The organism is Rhizobium grahamii (genome assembly GCF_009498215.1).
Taxonomy (GTDB): Bacteria; Pseudomonadota; Alphaproteobacteria; order Rhizobiales; family Rhizobiaceae; genus Rhizobium; species Rhizobium grahamii_A.
The window spans coordinates 1,839,573-1,858,212 of sequence record NZ_CP043499.1; the positions used below are offsets into that span (position 1 = coordinate 1,839,573).

The following is an 18,640-nucleotide window of genomic DNA, read 5'->3' on the forward strand; positions in this document are numbered from 1 at the left end:
CGACCTCGACGTTTGCGTCCAAGTCGCTGACCATCTCTTTGCATAGTCTCCCCTGTCGAATGACTGGCTTGCCGCCGGTCTCTGGAGGAGGAAGAACATGACGGTTCACACGGCGACGATCAATGGAAAGCCGATCACCGGCGAGCGCAGCTTCAGTGTGCTGAATCCAGCCACGGGCGCCGAAGTCGCTCGGGCGCCGAACATGGGACTGGATGAGCTCAATGCTGCCGTAGCCGCCGCCAAAGCGGCCTTTCCGGCATGGTCGGCCAAGAGCGACCAGGAATTGCAGGCCGCTTGTGCGGCTGTCACGGCTCGCATCGAGGCACATGCCGAGGAGATCGCACAGCTGATTACCCTCGAGCAGGGTAAGCCGCTGAACGGTCTTGGCTCGCGCTGGGAGATGGGAGGAACGGTCGCCTGGGCAGGATACACGACGGCCCTCTCGCTGCCGCCGAAAATTCTTCAGGATAACAGCGAGGGCCAGATCGAGCTTCACCGCAAGCCGCTTGGCGTCGTGGGTTCGATCACGCCCTGGAATTTTCCGGTGATGATTGCGATCTGGCACGTCATGCCGGCGCTGCGCACCGGCAACACTGTTGTCATCAAGCCTTCGCCGCTGACGCCGCTCGCGACCCTTCGGCTGGTCGAAATCATGAACGAGGTTCTGCCGCCGGGTGTCCTGAATATCGTCACCGGCGATGATGGCGTGTTCAATATCGGCGCGGCAATGTCCGCGCACCCCGATATCAGCAAAATCGTCTTTACCGGTTCCTGCGCTACGGGGCAGAAAGTCATGCGCTCGGCCGCCGAGACCATGAAGCGCCTGACGCTCGAGCTTGGAGGTAACGACGCAGGGATCGTTCTGCCCGACGCCGACCCGCAGGCGATTGCCGAGGGCCTGTTCTGGGGCGCCTTCATCAACAACGGCCAGACCTGCGCGGCGATGAAACGCCTCTACGTCCATGAATCGATCCACGACGCTGTCTGCGACGCGCTCGTCGCTTATGCACGCAACATTCCGGTCGGTAACGGCATGGAGGAAGGCAGCGTTCTCGGCCCGGTGCAGAACCGCATGCAGTTCGAAAAGCTGTCGCGCCTCGTCCGAGATGCCAGGGAGCGCGGCAAGGTGTTGCTTGGTGGCGAGCCGGGCGAAGGCCTGTTCTTCCCGCCGACCATCATTGCCGGCCTGAAGAACGGCGACCCGCTCGTCGACGAGGAGCAGTTCGGGCCGGCGCTTCCGGTCATCAAATACGCGAGTGTCGACGAGGCGATCGCATTTGCAAACGACAGCGCCAACGGTCTCGGCGGCTCGGTCTGGTCGTCCGACATTTCAGCGGCGAAGGTGGTTGCAGGGCGCATGCAATGCGGTTCTGTCTGGATCAACAAGCATGGCGCAATTCAGCCGAACGCTCCGTTCGGCGGCGTGAAAGCCTCCGGTTTCGGCGTCGAATTCGCCGAGGAGGGGCTGCAGGAATACACGAATATCCAGGTGGTGTTCGCTTGATCATTGAAGGAATGCGATAGGGAGGATGCAATGAACATACGGCGATATCTGGCTTCGGCCGGCTTGCTCGTGGCGCTAGGCGCGCCGGCTGCCATGGCTCATCCGTTGGATGGACTGACAGCGGAAGAATATCAGAAGATCAACAAGATCCTGCGCGATCAGAAGGTTGTCGACGACAACACGCTCTACCCGCTGATCGAGCTCAAGGAGCCGACCAAGGAAACCGTTCTTTCCTGGAAGGAAGGCGACCAGCTCGATCGCGAGGCGAAAGTGCAGCTGACGAGCCCGCAGGGCTTCAAGGAAGCGGTCGTCAACATCACCAAGGGCACAGTTGAAAGCACGACGCCGATCAAGGGCCAGCCAATGGTGCTCTTTACGGAGTTCATGGATGCCCTCCAGGGCGCGCTTGCCAATCCCGAAATGATCGCCGGCTTGAAGAAGCGCGGTCTGACGCCGGAGCAGGCTTTCTGTTTGCCGCTGACGGCAGGCAACTTCTTCACCGATGAGTACGAGAATTCGCGCCTTATGAAGGTCCCTTGCTACAAGGTACCGGAGGGATCGAACTTTTACGCAAAGCCGATCGAGGGACTGTTTGCGGTTTACGACATCGGCAAGAAGAAGGTGCTCCGGGTCATCGATACCGGTGCCATCGAGGGTCCGAAGGACAATTGGGGCTATACCGAAAAGGAAGTCGCCGAGCGCGAACCGTTGCGTCCGGAAATGAACCCCGCGAAGCTCTCCCAGCCCGGTGGGCCGAACTACAAGATCTCAGGCAGCCATCTGGAATGGGATATCTGGCGCATGAACTTCCGCGTCGACAAGCGCCCGGGCCTTGTCGTCTCCAATCTTGACGTCAAGGACGGAGAAAAGTGGCGTTCGGTGATCTACCAGTCGCACCTGTCTGAAGTATTCGTGCCCTACATGGATCCGACCGAAGGCTGGTACTGGCGAACCTACATGGACAGCGGGGAGTACGGCTTCGGCTTGTTCCTCAGCCCGTTGCGCGCCGGCATCGATTGCCCGGACTATGCAACCTTCATGCCGGCGACGATCGCTGACGACAAGGGAAATCCGCTGACCATCCCGAACGCCATCTGCGTGTTTGAACGCAGCATCGGCGATCCGGCCTGGCGCCACTTCGAAGTCTTCGCGCAGACGCCGGAGAAGCCAATCCCGGCAGAGGGACGGCCGGCGACCGAGCTTGTCGTGCGTACGGCCTCGGAAGTCGGGAACTATGACTACCTGATGGACTATCGGCTGCAGCAGGATGGTCAGATCCGGATCATGATCGGGGCCACCGGTCTGGATGCCGTGAAGGGCGTCGCATCGACGTCGATGAATGACCCGACCGCTGCGGAAGACACGGCGCATGGCACGCTGATCGCACCGAATCTGGTGGCGGCGAACCATGATCACTACTTCAACTTCCGCATCGACTTCGACGTCGACCAGCCGGCCAATCATTTCGGAACGATGGACATCGTGCCTGCCAAGGTCGATGCCAAGAACCCGCGGCGGTCGATGTGGGCGGTGCAACACACGATGCCAAAGACGGAAATGGAGGCGCGCTATCAGCTATCGGCGATGAAGCCGCGCTACTTCATGATCTCCGATCCGTCTCGTGAGGGCTACCTCGGGCAGGAACCCGGCTGGATGATCCATCATGGCGATGTTGCCTATGGCCCATTCGACTTCGCCAAGGATCCGCCGATGAAGCGTAATGCCTACATCGAGTACTCGGTCTGGAACACGGTGTACAACATCGATCAGCAGTACGCAGGCGGTAAGTACGCGATGCAGAGCGACGGTTCCGACACGCTGCCGGAATGGGTGAAGGCCAACAAGCCGCTCATGGGCAAGGATATCGTGACGTGGTTCACGGCCGGCTTCCATCACATCCCGCGCATGGAGGATTGGCCCGTCATGTCGACCGAATGGAAGACGATCCATATCGAGCCTCATAACTTCTTCGCCCACAATCCGGCTCTGACGATCCGTGAATTGAAGCAGTAAGAAAAGCGCGGCCGCCGGTTTCGGCGGCCGCGATTTTTTAGATGTGCAGTGCATGCCCCAGCGCCTTAAGTGCCGCCTCGTGAAATGCCTCGCTGCGGGTTGGATGCGCATGAATGGTTCCGGCAATATCTTCCAGTCTTGCGCCCATCTCGATCGCCAGCGCGAAGGCTGCCGACAGCTCCGACACGCCTTGGCCGACAGCGTGTAGGCCAAGGATCAGATTGGTGTCTCTGCGGGCGACGACGCGGACAAATCCTTCCTCGGATTGCATCGTCAGGGCGCGACCATTCGCGCTGAATGGAAACTGGCCGATTTCGATATCATAGCCCTGGCTGCGTGCCTCGCCTGGGGTGAGGCCCGCGGAAATGATCTCCGGATCGGTAAAGCAGATCGCCGGAATGCAGCGCTTGTCCCAGGCGCGTTTCCGACCGGCCACGATCTCGGCGACCATTTCGCCTTGCGCCATCGCTCTATGCGCCAGCATCGGTTCGCCGGTTACATCGCCGATGGCGTACACGCCACGCATCGACGTCCTGCAGCGATCATCGATGCGAATGAAGGGACCGGAACGGTCGAGGTCCAGCTCATCCAGGCCGGCTGCGCTTGCCCGCGGCTTGCGTCCGACCGCAACGAGAATGCGATCGGCGTCCAGCTGCTCTTCCCGACCTTCCGCAGTACTGACGATCAGTGCGCCCTCCGAAACACGCGTCGCTTTTGTCGACGTCATGACGCGAACGCCGAGGTCGGCGAGCCTGCGGGCGACCGGCCTTACGAGATCGGCATCATATTGCGGCAGCAGCTGCGCCGTTGCCTCGACGATACTGACCTCAGAACCGAGCTTGGCGAAGGCCGTGCCCAACTCAAGGCCGATGTAGCCGCCGCCGATGACCACCAGCTTCTGCGGCACCTCGCGCAGCGCCAGCGCGTCGCTGGAGGAAATGACGATACCCCCGAAAGGGATATCGGCCAGTTCGACGGGTTCCGATCCGGTGGCGATCACGATCGTCTCGGCCCTGACAAGCTGCAGGCCGAGCTCGGTGTCAACCTCGACAGTCTTGCCGTCCCGGAACGTGGCTGTGCCATGAACGATCTTGACTGTTGATTTCTGCAGAAGCGTCGTGACACCGGAAGACAGCTTTCCGACAATCCCGTCTTTCCAGCTGACGGCCTTGCCGAAGTCGATCGCCGGCTGCTGGACGGTGATGCCAGCGGCGTTCTTGCCAGCAGCCATTCGTTTTGCATCGAAGAACTGCTCGCTGACATGGATAAGCGCTTTCGACGGGATGCACCCGACCGTCAGGCAGGTTCCTCCCGGTCTTGCGGCCTCGACGATAACAGCGTCGATCCCAAGTTGGCCTGCCCGGATCGCGCAGACATAGCCGCCGGGGCCCGACCCTATGATGAGAAGCTTGCAGATGATCTCCTTCATCGATCAGCCTTCCATGAAAATGAGGGCCGGTGTCTCAAGCAGCACCCGGATACGCTGAATGAATGTTGCTGCGTCCCAACCGTCCACAATACGGTGATCGAAGCTCGAAGAGAGATTCATCATTTTCCTCGGTATGAATTGCGAGCCATCCCATATCGGTCTGACTGCGATCTTGTTGATGCCGATGATCGCCACTTCCGGGTGGTTGATGATGGGTGTGGAGGCGATGCCTCCAAGGGCGCCGAGCGAGCTGACCGTAATGGTGGACCCGCTCAGTTCGTCGCGGGTAGCCGTGCCGGCCCGCGCCGCTTCCGCGAGCCTGCCCATCTCTGCCGCGCAGTCCCAGATGCCGCGCGCCTCGGCATGCTTGACGACCGCGACGACGAGGCCCACGGGCGTTTGCGTCGCCATCCCGATATTGACAGCGCCGTGGCGCGTCAGAACGCCTGCCTCGTCATCGAACGTCGCGTTGAGTGTCGGTTGCTCGGCAACTGCCTTGACGAGCGCCCGCATGATGAAGGGCAGAACGGTAAGCTTCGGCTGTTCCTCCTTGCGGTCGCGGTTCATCGTCGCCCTCAGCTCCTCCAGAGCCGTCATGTCGATTTCCTCGACATAGGTGATGTGCGGGATACGCGATGTCGAAAACGACATCTTCTCGGCAATTCGCCGGCGCAATCCTGTGAGCTTGATCTCTTTGGTCGCAGTCCTCGCGACATTGCCTGATGGAGCCGAAGGCGCCTGTGGCCCGCGCGCAAGCCATCGTTCTACGTCTTCGCGCAACACCCTGTTTGCAGGGCCGCTTCCTTGCACTTGCCGAAGGTCGACGCCGTGCTCACGCGCAAAGAGGCGCACTGCTGGTGATGCAATCGGCCGTTCTGCGGGGTCTTGCTTAGGCGGAGATACGCGTGCAGCGGAAGGTGCCTCGGCGCTCTTTTCCTGTGCCGGTACCGGCGTTTTCGGTTCAGGCGCGGGCGAGGACTTCTCGGCTGCAGTGGGAGCGGAAGGAGTGGCGCCTGAGGCCGTCTCGATCCGCATGAGCGGAGCTTTAACCGCGATCTTTTCGCCGACCTCGGCAGCCAGCCAGACCACAGTGCCAGCAACAGGCGAGGGGATCTCGACGGTCGCCTTATCCGTCATCACGGCGGCAATCACCATGTCTTCGCGGACAGGATCGCCCGCCTTCACATGCCATTCAACCAGTTCCGCTTCCGCGACGCCTTCGCCGACATCCGGCATCTTGATCACGAATTCACTCATGCTCAAGCCTCCATCACTTCGGTCAGCGCGCGCCCGACGCGGAGCGGTCCGGGAAAGTAATCCCACTCCTGGGCATGCGGGTAGGGCGTATCCCAGCCGGCGACGCGCACAACGGGCGTTTCGAGATGGTAGAAGCAATGCTCCTGCACGAGCGCCACGATCTCTGCCCCGAAACCCGACGTCAGTGTCGCCTCGTGGACAACGACGCAGCGCCCGGTCTTGGTCACCGACTGGACGATCGTATCAAGATCGAGAGGCAGGAGACTTCTGAGATCGATCACCTCGGCGTCGATCCCTGTTTCTTCCACCGCAGCTAGCGCGACATGGACCATGGTTCCATAGGCGATGACGCTGACGGCGGATCCGGCGCGGCGGATCTCGGCCTTGCCGATCGGGATCGTGTAGTGGCCTTCGGGGACTTCGCCGAGGTCATGCTTCGACCAAGGCGTCACCGGTCGCTCATGATGGCCATCAAACGGCCCGTTGTAGAGCCGCTTGGGCTCCAGAAACATCACCGGGTCGGGATCCTCGATGGCCGAGATCAGCAGGCCCTTTGCATCATAGGGATTGGAGGGAACAACGACCTTCAGCCCGCACACATGCGTAAACAACGCTTCCGGGCTTTGACTGTGTGTCTGCCCCCGAAGATGCCGCCGCCCGTCGGCATGCGGATGACGATCGGGCAGGTGAAGTCACCGTTCGACCTGTACCTTATGCGTGCGGCTTCCTGGGTGATCTGGTCGTAGGCCGGGTACATGTAATCGGCGAACTGGATTTCCACGCACGGTCTGAGGCCATAGGCGGCCATGCCGATTGCAGTCCCGACAATGCCGGATTCGCTGATCGGAGCGTCGAAGCAGCGTGTCCTGCCATACTTTGCCTGCAGGCCTTGCGTGCAGCGAAACACGCCGCCGAAATAGCCGACATCCTCTCCATAAACCACGACGTTCTCGTCTCGGTCCATGGATATGTCCATGGCGCTGCGGACTGCTTCGATCATCGTCATCCGGGCCATATCAATACCCCGCCTTCTGGCGCTGCCGGCGAACATGCGGCGGCATCTCCGCGTAGACACCTTCGAAGATGTCCCTCACCGACGGTCGTCCGCCAGCGTGCAGGGTTCCATGCTCCTCTGCCTGCTTTTGCGCGTCGATCACTTCATCCATGATCTCGGCTTCTGCCTGAGTATGGCGCTCCTCCGACCAGACGCCCTTTAGGATCAGATGGTTCTTCAGCCGCAGCACGGGGTCTCCAAGCGGCCATGACTCCGACTCCGTCTTCGGCCGGTAGACGCTTGGATCATCCGAGGTCGAATGCGCGCCGACGCGATAGGTCACGTACTCGATCAAGGTGGGGCCGAGGTTGCGCCTCGCCCGCTCGATGGCCCAGCGGGCGACGGCATAGACGGCGAGATAGTCGTTCCCGTCGACGCGCAGCGCCGGCAGACCGAACCCGAGTCCACGGGCCGCGAATGTTCCCGAACCGCCGCGCGCGATGCCCTGAAATGTCGAGATCGCCCACTGGTTGTTGACGATGTTCAGGATGACCGGCGCCTTGTAGGTCGACGCAAAGACCAACGCGGAATGAAAGTCGGATTCCGCCGTCGATCCGTCGCCGATCCAGGCTGCGGCAACGCGTGTGTCGCCCTTGATCGCCGAGGCCATGGCCCAGCCGACGGCTTGGACGTACTGCGTGGCGAGATTGCCCGAAACAGTGAAGAAGCCATGTTCCTTGGAGGAGTGAAGGACGGGCATCTGCCGGCCGTGCAGAGGGTCCGCCTCGTTGGAAAAGATCTGGTTCATCATCGTCACGAGCGGATAGTCGTCCGCGATGAGCAATCCGGCCTGTCGATAGGTCGGAAAGTTCATGTCGCCTTTCTGCAAGGCCTTGCGAAAGGCGCAACTGACGGCCTCCTCACCGAGATGCTGCATGTAGAATGACGTCTTGCCCTGCCGCTGGGCCATCAGCATTCGCGTGTCGAAGGCGCGTAGTGTCATCATGTTGCGCAGGCCGACCAACAGCTCTTCGTCGGACAATTGTCCTGCCCAGGGGCCGACAGCCTGGCCCTCGCGATTGAGAACACGGATGATCGAGTAAGCGAGGTCGCGAATATCTTCAGGCGCGACATCGACGTCAGGTCGCGCTATGGCGCCGGCCCGTGCGATCTTCACATTGGAGAAATCAGGCTGTCCGCCCGGGCGAACAGCCGGCTCCGGGACATGCAGGCTCAACGGGGCATTGTCCGTCATGAATGTCATTTCCTCCCTTTGGCAACCCTCTGTCTCCTCCAGACAATCGGGGCGCTCGTCTAAAGATTGCGTGCGATCACCATCCGTTGCACGTCGCTTGTTCCCTCATAGATCTGGCAAATTCGAACGTCGCGGTAGATCCGCTCGACCGGATAGTCGGCGATGTAGCCGTAACCTCCATGGATCTGGATGGCATCCGAACAAACCCGCTCGGCCATCTCGGATGCAAACAATTTGGCCATGGAAGCCTCCGCCAGACAGGGCTGCCCCGCCTCCCGCAAGGCGGCGGCGTGATAGACGAGTTGCCGTGCGGCCTCGATCTGGGTCGCCATGTCGGCAAGACGAAACGCCACTGCCTGATGCTGGATGATGGGCTTCCCGAAAGCGATACGCTCGCTGGCATAGCTGCGTGCTGCCTCGAATGCAGCCCGCGCCATGCCGACAGCCTGCGCCGCGATGCCGATCCGGCCTCCTTCCAGATTGGCAAGCGCGATCCGATAACCCTGTCCCTCCTCGCCAAGCCGCAGGCTCGCGGGCACGATCATGCCGTCGAAGGCGATCTGGCAGGTGTCTGACGAATGCAGGCCAAGCTTGTCCTCGACATGGATCACCTGATAGCCGGGCGTATCCGTGGGGACGATGAAGGCAGTTATTCCCTTCTTTCCCGCATGCGGATCGGTAACCGCAAAGACAATGATCACCTGGCCGTTCTTGCCTGAGGTGATGAACTGCTTGGAGCCATCAAGGACATAATGGTCCTTCTCTCGTCGCGCTCGCGTCTTCAGGTTGGAGGCTTCGGAGCCTGCCTGCGGTTCCGTCAGGGCAAACCCGCCGATCCATTCTCCCGTTGCAAGCTTCGGCAGGAAACGGTCCTTTTGCTCTTCGGATCCGAATGTCAGGATAGGCACGCAGGCCACCGAACTGTGGACGCTCATGATCGTCGAGCAGGCCCCATCACCGGCGGCGATTTCCTCAAGTGCAGCGGCGTAGGCGAGCGTGCCCGTCTCCGAACCGCCATAGGCTTCCGGCAGCAGCATGCCAAGCAACCCAAGTTCGCCCATCTGCTTGAGTTCTTCCCGCGGAAAGCGGTGCTCGCGATCGCGGGCGGCGGCTCCGGGCGCCAGGCGCTCGACGGCGAAGTCATGGGCAAGATCGCGGATCTGTTGCTGGAGCTCGGACAGGATCACCAGGCTCTCCTATGGTCGCTCGATTGCAATCGCCGTGGCTTCGCCGCCGCCGATACAGACGGCAGCCATGCCGCGTTTCAGATCGTAGCGCTCAAGCGCTGCGAGAAGCGTCACAATCACTCGCGCGCCCGATGCGCCAATCGGATGGCCGAGGGCGCAGGCTCCGCCGTGGACGTTGATCTTGTCGGCGGGCAGGTCGAGCTCCCTCATTGCCGCCATCGGCACGACCGCGAAGGCTTCGTTGATCTCGAACAGATCGACATCCCTGAGGGACCAGCCGATCTTCTCCGACAGCTTCGTCAAGGCTCCGACCGGCGCGGTGGCAAACAGGTTGGGTGCCTGGGAGTGGGTCGCGTGGCCGACGATGCGAGCAAGCGGGCGGGCGCCGTCTCGTTCGGCCTGCGAGGCGCGCACCATGACGATTGCCGCTGCGCCATCCGAAATGGAGCTTGAATTGGCAGCCGTTACCGTTCCGCCGTCCCGGAATGCGGGTTTCAGTTGCGGTATCTTTTCGACGTTTGCCTTGCCGGGTTGTTCATCCCGATCGACAGTTCGGGTCTCCTTGCCTGCCTTGGCCGAAACCGGGGCGATTTCCTGTTCAAAGCTGCCGTCGGCTATCGCTTTCTGCGACCTCGCAAGCGAGGTGATCGCGTAGGTATCCTGCATCTCCCGCGTGAACTGGTAGGCTTCGGCGCAATCCTCGGCAAAACTTCCCATCAGCCGACCCTTGTCGTAAGCGTCCTCCAGCCCGTCGAGAAACATGTGGTCGATCACGCGATCATGGCCGAGCCGGTAGCCGCCGCGCGCCCTATCTAGGAGATAGGGCGCATTCGTCATGCTTTCCATGCCGCCGGCCACAACCAGCGATGCGCTCTCGGCGGCGATGAGATCATGGGCGATCATGGCGGCCTTCATGCCGGAACCGCACATCTTGTTGACCGTTGTGGCTCCGGTCGCAAACGGCAGATCGGCCTTGATCGCCGCCTGGCGCGCGGGAGCCTGTCCCTGTCCGGCCGACAGAACGCATCCGAACACCAGCTCGTCGATGCTGTCCGGCGAAAGGCCGCTCCGCTCGAGTGCTGCGCGGATGGCGACGGCACCAAGATCCGGTGCCTTGAGATCGCGAAAATTGCCTTGGAAGCTGCCGATCGGGGTTCGGGCTGAGCCGACGATGACGGTGGGGTCAGTTCTCAAAGCTTGTCCTCCCTGCCACGCTCAGCGCGGCGCCATTCTCAGTGCGCCGTCCAGGCGTATGGTCTCGCCGTTCAGCATGCTGTTCTCGATAATGTGAGTGACGAGCGCGGCGAATTCCGCAGGCCTGCCGAGACGAGGTGGGAACGGCACGTTCCTGCCAAGCGCCTCCCGGACCTCCGTCGGCATGCCAGCCATCATGGGCGTCTCGAAAATCCCCGGTGCGATGGTCACCACGCGAATGCCATAGCGAGCAAGTTCGCGCGCGAGGGGTAGCGTCATCGCCGCCACGCCACCTTTCGAGGCGGCATAGGCTGCCTGCCCGATCTGGCCCTCGAATGCAGCGATAGAGGCTGTATTGATGATAACGCCGCGTTCTCCGCTTGCGTCAGGTGGACGCTTCTCGATCGCACAGGCGGCAAGCCGGATCATGTTGAAGGTCCCGACGAGGTTGATCGAGACGGCGCGGCGGAAGCTGTCCAATGCGTGCGGGCCATTGCGCCCGACAATCTTTTCGGCCGGAGCGATCCCCGCGCAATTGACGAGGCCACGGAGGTCGCCGAACCACTCAAGCGCGGCGCCGACGGCGCGCTCAGCATCCGCTTCGCTCGTCACATCGGTCTGAAGGTAGCGAACGGCACCACCGTCGTCGGCCTTCTCCACAGCCGCTTGAACGTCACAAACAACGACGTTTGCTCCCTGTCGCGCGAGCGACCTCACGCATTCGGCGCCAAGGCCGGACGCGCCTCCAGTGACGACGAATGTTCCTCCATCTATCTGCATGGCTCACTCCCATTCGCCCCTGCAGTCGAATAGTACGCCGCGCGATTGTTGCAATCGATGACAAAATTGCTTCAATATTCCGGCCAGTTTTGCCATAGGGGTGCCCACATGAGCGACCTGGACCGAAGAATGATCGCACCGGCTTTTGTCGAGGAGGCGCTCGACAGCTTGCGGCGGTTGGGCAAGCCGGTCGGGCCCGCGCTGGAGCGGGCGGGATTGCCGGCCGCGGTAACGCAACCTGTTTCCGCGGAGAGCTATGGGGCCTTGTGGCTGGCAATTGCCGACGAGCTTGACGATGAGTTCTTTGGCATGGGCGGGCGCCCGATGCGCAGCGGCAGCTTCACCCTGTTATGTCATTGCGTGCTGCATGCCGAGACATTGGGGCAGGCGCTTCGGCGGGCCTTGCGATTCATGGATGTGGTCCTGGACGATCCGTGCGGCGCGTTGGTCGTGCGCGATGGCCTCGCATTGATCGAGTTGAGCGATTGCGGCCCGGCGCGGTCGGCATTTGCCTATCGCACCTACTGGATCATTCTTCATGGCATCGCTTGCTGGCTGGTCGGTCGCCGTCTGCCGATCAAGCTCGTGGATTTCCGATGCGCGGAGCCCGAACAGGGAGCGGACTATCGCCTGTTCTTCGGAGCGCCTGTCCGCTTCTCGCAAGGCTGCAGCCGCCTGGGGTTTGATCGCGCTCTCCTCGACCTGCCGATTTCCCGTAGCGAGGATGCGTTGAAGCAGTTCCTGCGAGCGGCGCCTGCGAATATCCTCGTTCGCTATCGCTACGATGCTGGCGCGGCAGCTGCCGTCCGCCGCAAGCTGGGGCAAATGCCGCCAACCGCATGGCCGAACTTTGCGACGCTTGCCGAGGACATGCGGAGTTCCCCATCGACGCTACGCCACCGACTGCACGCCGAAGGACAAAGCTATGCCGGGATCAAGGACGACATCAGGCGGGACCTTGCTATCAGCAAACTCGCGGATACGTCGGCCGCGATAGCCGACATCGCCGCGCAGCTCGGCTATTCCGAGCCGAGCGCGTTCTATCGGGCCTTCCGGAAGTGGACATCACGAACACCCGATGCGTTCCGCAAGGAGCGGATCGTGATCACCCTCACGACTGAGGGGCCATATCCGAGAAATTGAACTGCGGCTTGAGCAGGACCTGTCGATCGGCGCTGTCATCGCCCGCAATCCGCGCCAGGAGCACGCGCCCCATCTGCTCGCCCGCTTCCGTCAAGTCCTCATAGATAGTCTCGACCTTCGGCTGAATCTGGCTGAGCAGCTTCGACGTCCGCTTCGCGACAACATCGTATTCCCTGCCAAGCGTCAGCCCGTGGTCGCTCATGCCGGTGATCGTGGCGAGTGCCGAGACCTCGCCGCCGCAGGCGAAACCGTCGGGCGCATCAGGTTGTCCGGCGCGTGCGCTCATATAGCTTCTGATCTGCTCGACGGGACAGTCCAGGTCGATTTCCTCGGGAATTTCGTAGGCAACGCCGGCCTCCCGTACCGCGGTCATGAAGCCATGCAGCAGATGCTGGGAGAATGTCAGGCGCTTCGGCGGCAGGATGATCAGCGGCTTGCGGCGACCGCGCTTGATCAGCCACTTCGTCGCCTCGTAGGCGAAGCTGAAATTGTCGTAGTCGACATAGCAATGCTCGGTCGAAAATTCGGTCCGCCCGTGGCAGACGAAGGGGAACTCACTTTCGAGCAGCAGCCGCACGCGTGGGTCGAACGGCTCTGTACGCGAGAAGATGATGCCGTCTGCCATGCCGTTGCGAACGATATGGCGCACGGCGTCGACATTGCTGTCGTTGACGAAATTCGGCGTAATGATCAGGTGATAGGGCGTATCCTTCAGTGCCGTCGCAAGGCCATGCATGATTGAAATGCCGTAGCCCAGAATTTCCTCGTGTGGATCGAGCAGAACGCTGATGACATTGGTCCGCCCCGTTTTCAAACGCTGGGCCGCACGGTCGGGCAGGTAACCGATATTGGCCGCGACCTCGTGGACGCGCTTGCGAGTCTCGATGGAGATCTGCGGCGCGTTGCTCAGCGCGCGCGAAACGGTCGTCACCGCAAAGCCCGTGATCTGCGAGATCGTCCGCAATGTCGGCTTGCCGCGCTTGAGGATGGGTGGCGAGGCGAAATCCTTGGGCGTGTCGGTCACGGGGTTCCTCTCGTGATCTGGAGCAAGTCTATGTAACCCCTGGCGAACCTATAGGCAATCCATCACCGAAAACGTTTATTGTCATCGATTGCATAATTTTCCCCAGGAACTAAAGGGTCGTGCATGCAGTATTTCCGGCAGTAAATCAGTTGGTTAGACCCGACGCGATCGGAAATTTCTGGGCGCTTGACTTGCTGCAACTTATAACGTTTTAAATAGCGAAGCGGCGAGGAGGCCGCATGCCGTCAGCGTACTTCGGACGCGACGGTCTCGATGGCGGAGGAGGGAGCCTCCGTCACGATCACTTGCACGATGGGAGGATTTTCATGTTGAAGTTGATGAGTTCGACGGCGATTGCGGGAATGCTTTTGCTTGGGGCTGGTATTGCGCATGCTGCTGACGTCAAGGAAGTGCAGATGCTGCACTGGTGGACGTCTGGCGGCGAGGCTGCTGCGTTGAACGTGCTGAAGGGCGATCTTTCGAAGGAGGGGTATGCCTGGAAGGACGTTCCGGTTGCCGGTGGTGGCGGTGACGCGGCGATGACGGCGCTGAAGGCGATGGTTGCGGCCGGCAACTATCCGACGGCATCGCAGATGCTGGGCTATACGGTTCTCGATTATGCCCAGGCGGGCGTGATGGGCGACTTGACGGAGACGGCGAAGAAGGAAGGCTGGGACAAGTCGGTTCCGGCAGCCCTGCAGAAGTTCTCGGTCTATGACGGCAAGTGGGTCGCAGCCCCCGTCAACGTGCACTCGGTCAACTGGCTGTGGATCAACAAGGCTGTCATGGACAAGATCGGCGGCACCGAGCCGAAGACCTTCGACGACCTGATCGCACTTCTCGACAAGGCGAAGGCGGCCGGTGTCGTGCCGCTGGCGCTCGGCGGCCAGAACTGGCAGGAAGCGACGATGTTCGATTCCATCGTGCTGTCGACCGGTGGGCCGGAGTTCTACAAGAAGGCCTTCAACGACCTCGACGAGGAATCGCTGAAGTCGGACACGATGAAGAAGTCGTTCGACAACCTTGCCAAGATCGTCACCTACGTCGACCCGAACTTCTCCGGCCGTGACTGGAACCTTGCGACCGCCATGGTCATCAAGGGCGATGCACTGGTGCAGGTGATGGGCGACTGGGCCAAGGGTGAGTTCGTGGCGGCCAAGAAGACGCCGGGCAACGACTTCCTGTGCTACCGCTTCCCCGGCACCGACGGCAGCGTGATCTACAACTCCGACATGTTCGGCATGTTCAACGTCCCCGAGGACCGCAAGGCGGCACAGGTGGCGCTGGCGACGGCAACGCTGTCGAAGAGCTTCCAGTCGGCCTTCAACGTCGTCAAGGGCTCAGTTCCTGCTCGCACCGACGTTCCCGATACCGACTTCGACGCCTGCGGCAAGAAGGGGATCGCGGATCTGAAGGCGGCAAACGACGGCGGTACGCTGTTCGGTTCGCTGGCCCAGGGCTATGGCGCGCCTCCGGCAATCGCCAATGCCTACAAGGACGTGGTGTCGAAGTTCGTGCACGGCCAGATCAAGAGCTCCGACGAGGCTGTGAAGCAGCTCGTCCAGGCGATCGACGACGCCAAGTAAGTCAGGCCCAGGAACTCGGCCCAGTAAGTCGGGCCAAGTAGTCACGCCGGGTCAGTTCCCGGCGTCCATGACGAGCCCTTCTCCGGCCATGGTCGGGGAAGGTGCGCTCGCCAGTGTCTTTCTGAAGCCAGTACCTTCTGAAGTCAGTGCTTTTCTGAAGAACGTGCCTTTCTGGAGAATGCCAATGAGTTCTGTTGCGACAACAGAACCCGCCATCGCGCGCGGGACAAGAGCTTCCATTCGAGGGCGGATGCAGGACGCGCTGCCGAAGATCGTGCTTGCGCCGAGCTTCGCGATCACCGTCATCTTCGTCTACGGCTTCATCCTCTGGACGATCTATCTGTCCTTTACCAATTCCAAGACCTTTCCGTCCTACGCGATCACTGGGGCGCGCTCCTACCAGCGCCTGTGGCGGTGGACCTTCGAGAGCGACCCGCCGTCCAGCTGGTACACCTCGATCACCAACATGGGGATCTTCGGCGTCCTCTATATCGGCATCTGCCTGGCGCTCGGCCTGCTGCTGGCGATCCTGCTCGACCAGAAGATCCGCGGCGAGGGCATCCTGCGGCCGATCTTCCTCTATCCGATGGCGCTGTCCTTCATCGTCACGGGCGTTGCCTGGAAGTGGTTCCTCGATCCCGGCCTCGGGCTTGAGCAGACGCTGCACCAGCTCGGCTGGACGAGCTTCCACTTCGACTGGATCAAGAACAAGGACTTCGTCATCTACACCGTGGTCATCGCCGGCGTCTGGCAGGCGTCGGGCTTCGTGATGGCGATGTTCCTGGCGGGGCTGCGCGGCATCGACGGCGAGATCATGAAGGCGGCCCAGATCGACGGGGCAACGACGGTGCAGCTTTACCGCCGCATCATCATCCCGCTGCTCAGACCGATCTTCCTGTCGGCCTTCATCGTGCTCGCGCACATGGCGATCAAGTCCTACGATCTGGTGGTGGCGCTGACCTCGGGCGGGCCCGGCGGCTCGGCCTGGCTGCCCTCCAACTTCATGTACGAATACACCTTCAAGCGCAACGAGATGGCGGTCGGCTCCGCAAGTGCTGTGATCATGCTGATGACGATCTCGGCGATCATCGTTCCCTACCTCTATTCCGAACTGAAGGAGAAGGGCCGATGAGCGCGCTCTCCACTGCGCTGGCGCCCTCGCGCAGCACCGCAAGCAGCCGCTGGATCAGCCGGGTCGTCATCTACGGACTGCTGGTCGGCTTTGCCCTGTTCTACCTGACGCCGCTGTTCGTCATGCTGGTCACCTCGTTCAAGACCATGGACGAGATCCAGAACGGTAACATGCTGGCCCTACCGCAATCGCCGACGATCGAGCCCTGGTTCAAGGCCTGGGGCGAGGCCTGCGTCGGGCTCACCTGCGCCGGCATCAAGGGCTACTTCTGGAACTCGATCAAGATGGTGGTGCCGGCGGTGGCGATCTCCACCCTGGTCGGGGCGCTGAACGGCTATGTCCTGACCAAGTGGCGCTTTCCCGGCCATACGCTGGTCTTCGGACTGATGCTGTTTGCCTGCTTCATTCCCTTCCAGTCGGTGCTGTTGCCGATGGCGACCATCTTGGGCAGCCTCGGGCGCTTCGGCGTCACCCTGCAGAACCTGACCGGCTTTGCCTTCGGGCTTGGCAATTCCACCGTCAACCTGGTGTTCGTCCATGTCGTCTACGGGCTGGGCTTCACGACGCTGTTCTTCCGCAACTACTACGAGGCCTTCCCGAGCGAACTGGTGAAGGCGGCCCAGGTCGACGGCGCCGGCTTCTTCCAGATCTTTTACCGCATCATGCTGCCGAACTCGCTGCCGATCATCGTCGTCACCGTCATCTACCAGTTCACCAACATCTGGAACGACTTCCTGTTTGCCTCCGCCTATGCCGGCACCGGGGACGTCATGCCGATGACGGTGGCGCTGAACAACGTCGTCAACACCTCGACCGGGGTGGTGGAATACAACGTCAACATGGCAGCGGCGATGATTGCCGCGCTGCCCACGCTCCTCGTCTACATTCTCGCCGGCCGCTACTTCGTGCGCGGACTGATGGCGGGCGCCGTCAAAGGATAAACCATGACCTTTCTCAAGATCACCGGCCTCAGAAAGCGCTTCGGCGCCCTTGAAATCCTCAAGGGGATCGATCTCGAACTGGAAAAGGGCGGCTTCCTCGTCCTGGTCGGCCCGTCCGGCTGCGGCAAGTCGACGTTGCTGAACACCATTGCCGGGCTGGAGACGATCACCGAGGGCGACATCCGGGTCGAGGAGCGCAGCATCGCCGACCTGCATCCCTCCAAGCGCGATATCGCCATGGTGTTCCAGAGCTACGCGCTCTATCCGAACATGACGGTGGCGGGCAACATCGCCTTCGGCATGGAGATGCGCGGCGTGCCGGCCGCCGAGCGCAAGCAGGCGATCGACAAGGTCGCCAAGGTGCTGCAGATCGGCCATCTGCTCGAGCGCAAGCCGAGCCAGCTGTCGGGCGGCCAGCGCCAGCGCGTCGCCATGGGCCGCGCCCTGGTGCGCGATCCGAAGCTCTTCCTGTTCGACGAACCGCTGTCGAACCTCGACGCCAAGCTGCGCGTCGACATGCGCACCGAGATCAAGCGCCTGCACCAGACGACGGGCAAGACCATCGTCTACGTCACCCACGACCAGATCGAGGCGATGACGCTCGCCACCAAGATCGCCGTCATGCGCGACGGCGAGGTCCAGCAGTTCGGCACCCCCGCCGAGATCTACAACAACCCGGCAAACCTCTTCGTCGCCGACTTCATGGGATCACCCGCCATGAACCTCCTCGCAGGGACAATCGTCAACGAACAGAACGGGCTGGCTGTTTCGCTCCAGAGGCCGGGCGGCGAGGCGATGAAGCTGCCGGTGTCGCCGGCGATGATGTCGCTCACGACCTATGCGAACCGCAACGTGATCTTCGGCATTCGCCCGGAAGCGCTGACCGACCCTGAAGGGGCCGACCGGAATGCGCAATCCGTCAGCGAAAACGACTGCCTGATCGACGTCGTCGAGCCCGCCGGATCCGACACCTTCGCCGTCACCAAGCTCGGCGGCAAGGAGGTCGTGGCAAGGCTCCGGGCCGACGCCCGCATCCGCGCCGGCGAAACCGCACGCCTCGCCTTCAATCTCGACAAGGCTGTCTTCTTCGATCCCGAAAGCCAGAAGCGTATCGCGTGAGACGAGCCACTCCGGTTTGGTCCGCCGGTTGAACAGGCGCGGTCGGCAATACGCTCCGCGCCATAATGCGGAGCGTATTGCC

Annotated in this window: 14 protein-coding genes and 1 pseudogene; 7 read left to right on the forward strand and 8 right to left on the reverse strand. The window is 61.6% G+C overall.

Translation table 11 applies throughout. The annotated features are described in order from the left end of the window. Positions 1 to 97: 97 nt before the first annotated feature. Both FZ934_RS27165 and FZ934_RS27170 read left to right on the forward strand, forming a co-directional pair. Positions 98 to 1,504 carry an aldehyde dehydrogenase family protein gene (locus FZ934_RS27165; RefSeq protein WP_153273866.1) on the forward strand — a complete coding sequence of 469 codons (1,407 nt, stop codon included), beginning with the start codon at positions 98 to 100 and terminating at the stop codon, positions 1,502 to 1,504. Positions 1,505 to 1,534: 30 nt separating this feature from the next. Further along, positions 1,535 to 3,517, forward strand: coding sequence for a tyramine oxidase (locus tag FZ934_RS27170; RefSeq protein WP_194273843.1), 1,983 nt, complete (start codon positions 1,535 to 1,537; stop codon positions 3,515 to 3,517). A gap of 37 nt (positions 3,518 to 3,554) precedes the next feature. Here the strand turns inward: FZ934_RS27170 and lpdA are convergent, their stop codons facing one another. The 7 genes and pseudogenes from lpdA to FZ934_RS27205 all read right to left on the reverse strand — a co-directional run bounded on the left by lpdA (position 3,555) and on the right by FZ934_RS27205 (position 11,613). After that, positions 3,555 to 4,946: a dihydrolipoyl dehydrogenase gene (gene lpdA / locus FZ934_RS27175; RefSeq protein WP_153273867.1), complete on the reverse strand. Its 1,392-nt coding sequence runs from the start codon at positions 4,944 to 4,946 to the stop codon at positions 3,555 to 3,557. A 3-nt stretch (positions 4,947 to 4,949) separates the two neighbouring features. After that, on the reverse strand, positions 4,950 to 6,203 hold the full coding sequence (locus FZ934_RS27180) for a dihydrolipoamide acetyltransferase family protein (RefSeq protein ID WP_153273868.1): 1,254 nt from the start codon (positions 6,201 to 6,203) through the stop codon (positions 4,950 to 4,952). A 2-nt stretch (positions 6,204 to 6,205) separates the two neighbouring features. Next, positions 6,206 to 7,218: pseudogene (locus FZ934_RS27185) on the reverse strand (alpha-ketoacid dehydrogenase subunit beta). Position 7,219: 1 nt separating this feature from the next. Then, positions 7,220 to 8,452, reverse strand: a complete 1,233-nt coding sequence (locus FZ934_RS27190; protein WP_153273869.1) for a 3-methyl-2-oxobutanoate dehydrogenase (2-methylpropanoyl-transferring) subunit alpha — start codon at positions 8,450 to 8,452, stop codon at positions 7,220 to 7,222. A 59-nt stretch (positions 8,453 to 8,511) separates the two neighbouring features. Beyond that, positions 8,512 to 9,639 (reverse strand): acyl-CoA dehydrogenase family protein, encoded by a 1,128-nt coding sequence (locus FZ934_RS27195; protein WP_153273870.1) that lies wholly within the window; start codon positions 9,637 to 9,639, stop codon positions 8,512 to 8,514. Between the two features lie 9 nt (positions 9,640 to 9,648). Continuing rightward, complete coding sequence (locus tag FZ934_RS27200; protein ID WP_153273871.1) at positions 9,649 to 10,833, reverse strand: acetyl-CoA C-acyltransferase; 1,185 nt, start codon at positions 10,831 to 10,833, stop codon at positions 9,649 to 9,651. A gap of 21 nt (positions 10,834 to 10,854) precedes the next feature. After that, on the reverse strand, positions 10,855 to 11,613 hold the full coding sequence (locus FZ934_RS27205; protein WP_153273872.1) for a 3-hydroxyacyl-CoA dehydrogenase: 759 nt from the start codon (positions 11,611 to 11,613) through the stop codon (positions 10,855 to 10,857). A gap of 57 nt (positions 11,614 to 11,670) precedes the next feature. Between FZ934_RS27205 and FZ934_RS27210 the strand changes: the two genes are divergently transcribed. Beyond that, positions 11,671 to 12,756 carry an AraC family transcriptional regulator gene (locus tag FZ934_RS27210; RefSeq protein WP_153273873.1) on the forward strand — a complete coding sequence of 362 codons (1,086 nt, stop codon included), beginning with the start codon at positions 11,671 to 11,673 and terminating at the stop codon, positions 12,754 to 12,756. Here the strand turns inward: FZ934_RS27210 and FZ934_RS27215 are convergent. Next, the gene (locus tag FZ934_RS27215) at positions 12,725 to 13,780 is read right to left on the reverse strand and encodes a LacI family transcriptional regulator (RefSeq protein WP_246737969.1); all 1,056 of its coding nucleotides are present in this window, start codon (positions 13,778 to 13,780) and stop codon (positions 12,725 to 12,727) included. The genes FZ934_RS27210 and FZ934_RS27215 overlap by 32 nt on opposite strands. A 326-nt stretch (positions 13,781 to 14,106) precedes the next feature. Between FZ934_RS27215 and FZ934_RS27220 the strand changes: the two genes are divergently transcribed. The 4 genes from FZ934_RS27220 to FZ934_RS27235 all read left to right on the forward strand — a co-directional run bounded on the left by FZ934_RS27220 (position 14,107) and on the right by FZ934_RS27235 (position 18,558). Beyond that, positions 14,107 to 15,366, forward strand: coding sequence for an ABC transporter substrate-binding protein (locus FZ934_RS27220; protein ID WP_153272948.1), 1,260 nt, complete (start codon positions 14,107 to 14,109; stop codon positions 15,364 to 15,366). 184 nt (positions 15,367 to 15,550) lie between these two features. Further along, a complete protein-coding gene (locus FZ934_RS27225; protein ID WP_153272949.1) occupies positions 15,551 to 16,498 on the forward strand; it encodes a carbohydrate ABC transporter permease in 948 nt (315 codons plus the stop codon). Next, the gene (locus tag FZ934_RS27230) at positions 16,495 to 17,439 is read left to right on the forward strand and encodes a carbohydrate ABC transporter permease (RefSeq protein ID WP_153272950.1); all 945 of its coding nucleotides are present in this window, start codon (positions 16,495 to 16,497) and stop codon (positions 17,437 to 17,439) included. The genes FZ934_RS27225 and FZ934_RS27230 overlap by 4 nt, the downstream gene beginning before the upstream one ends. 3 nt (positions 17,440 to 17,442) lie before the next feature. Continuing rightward, positions 17,443 to 18,558 carry an ABC transporter ATP-binding protein gene (locus FZ934_RS27235; protein ID WP_153273874.1) on the forward strand — a complete coding sequence of 372 codons (1,116 nt, stop codon included), beginning with the start codon at positions 17,443 to 17,445 and terminating at the stop codon, positions 18,556 to 18,558. Positions 18,559 to 18,640: the final 82 nt, after the last annotated feature.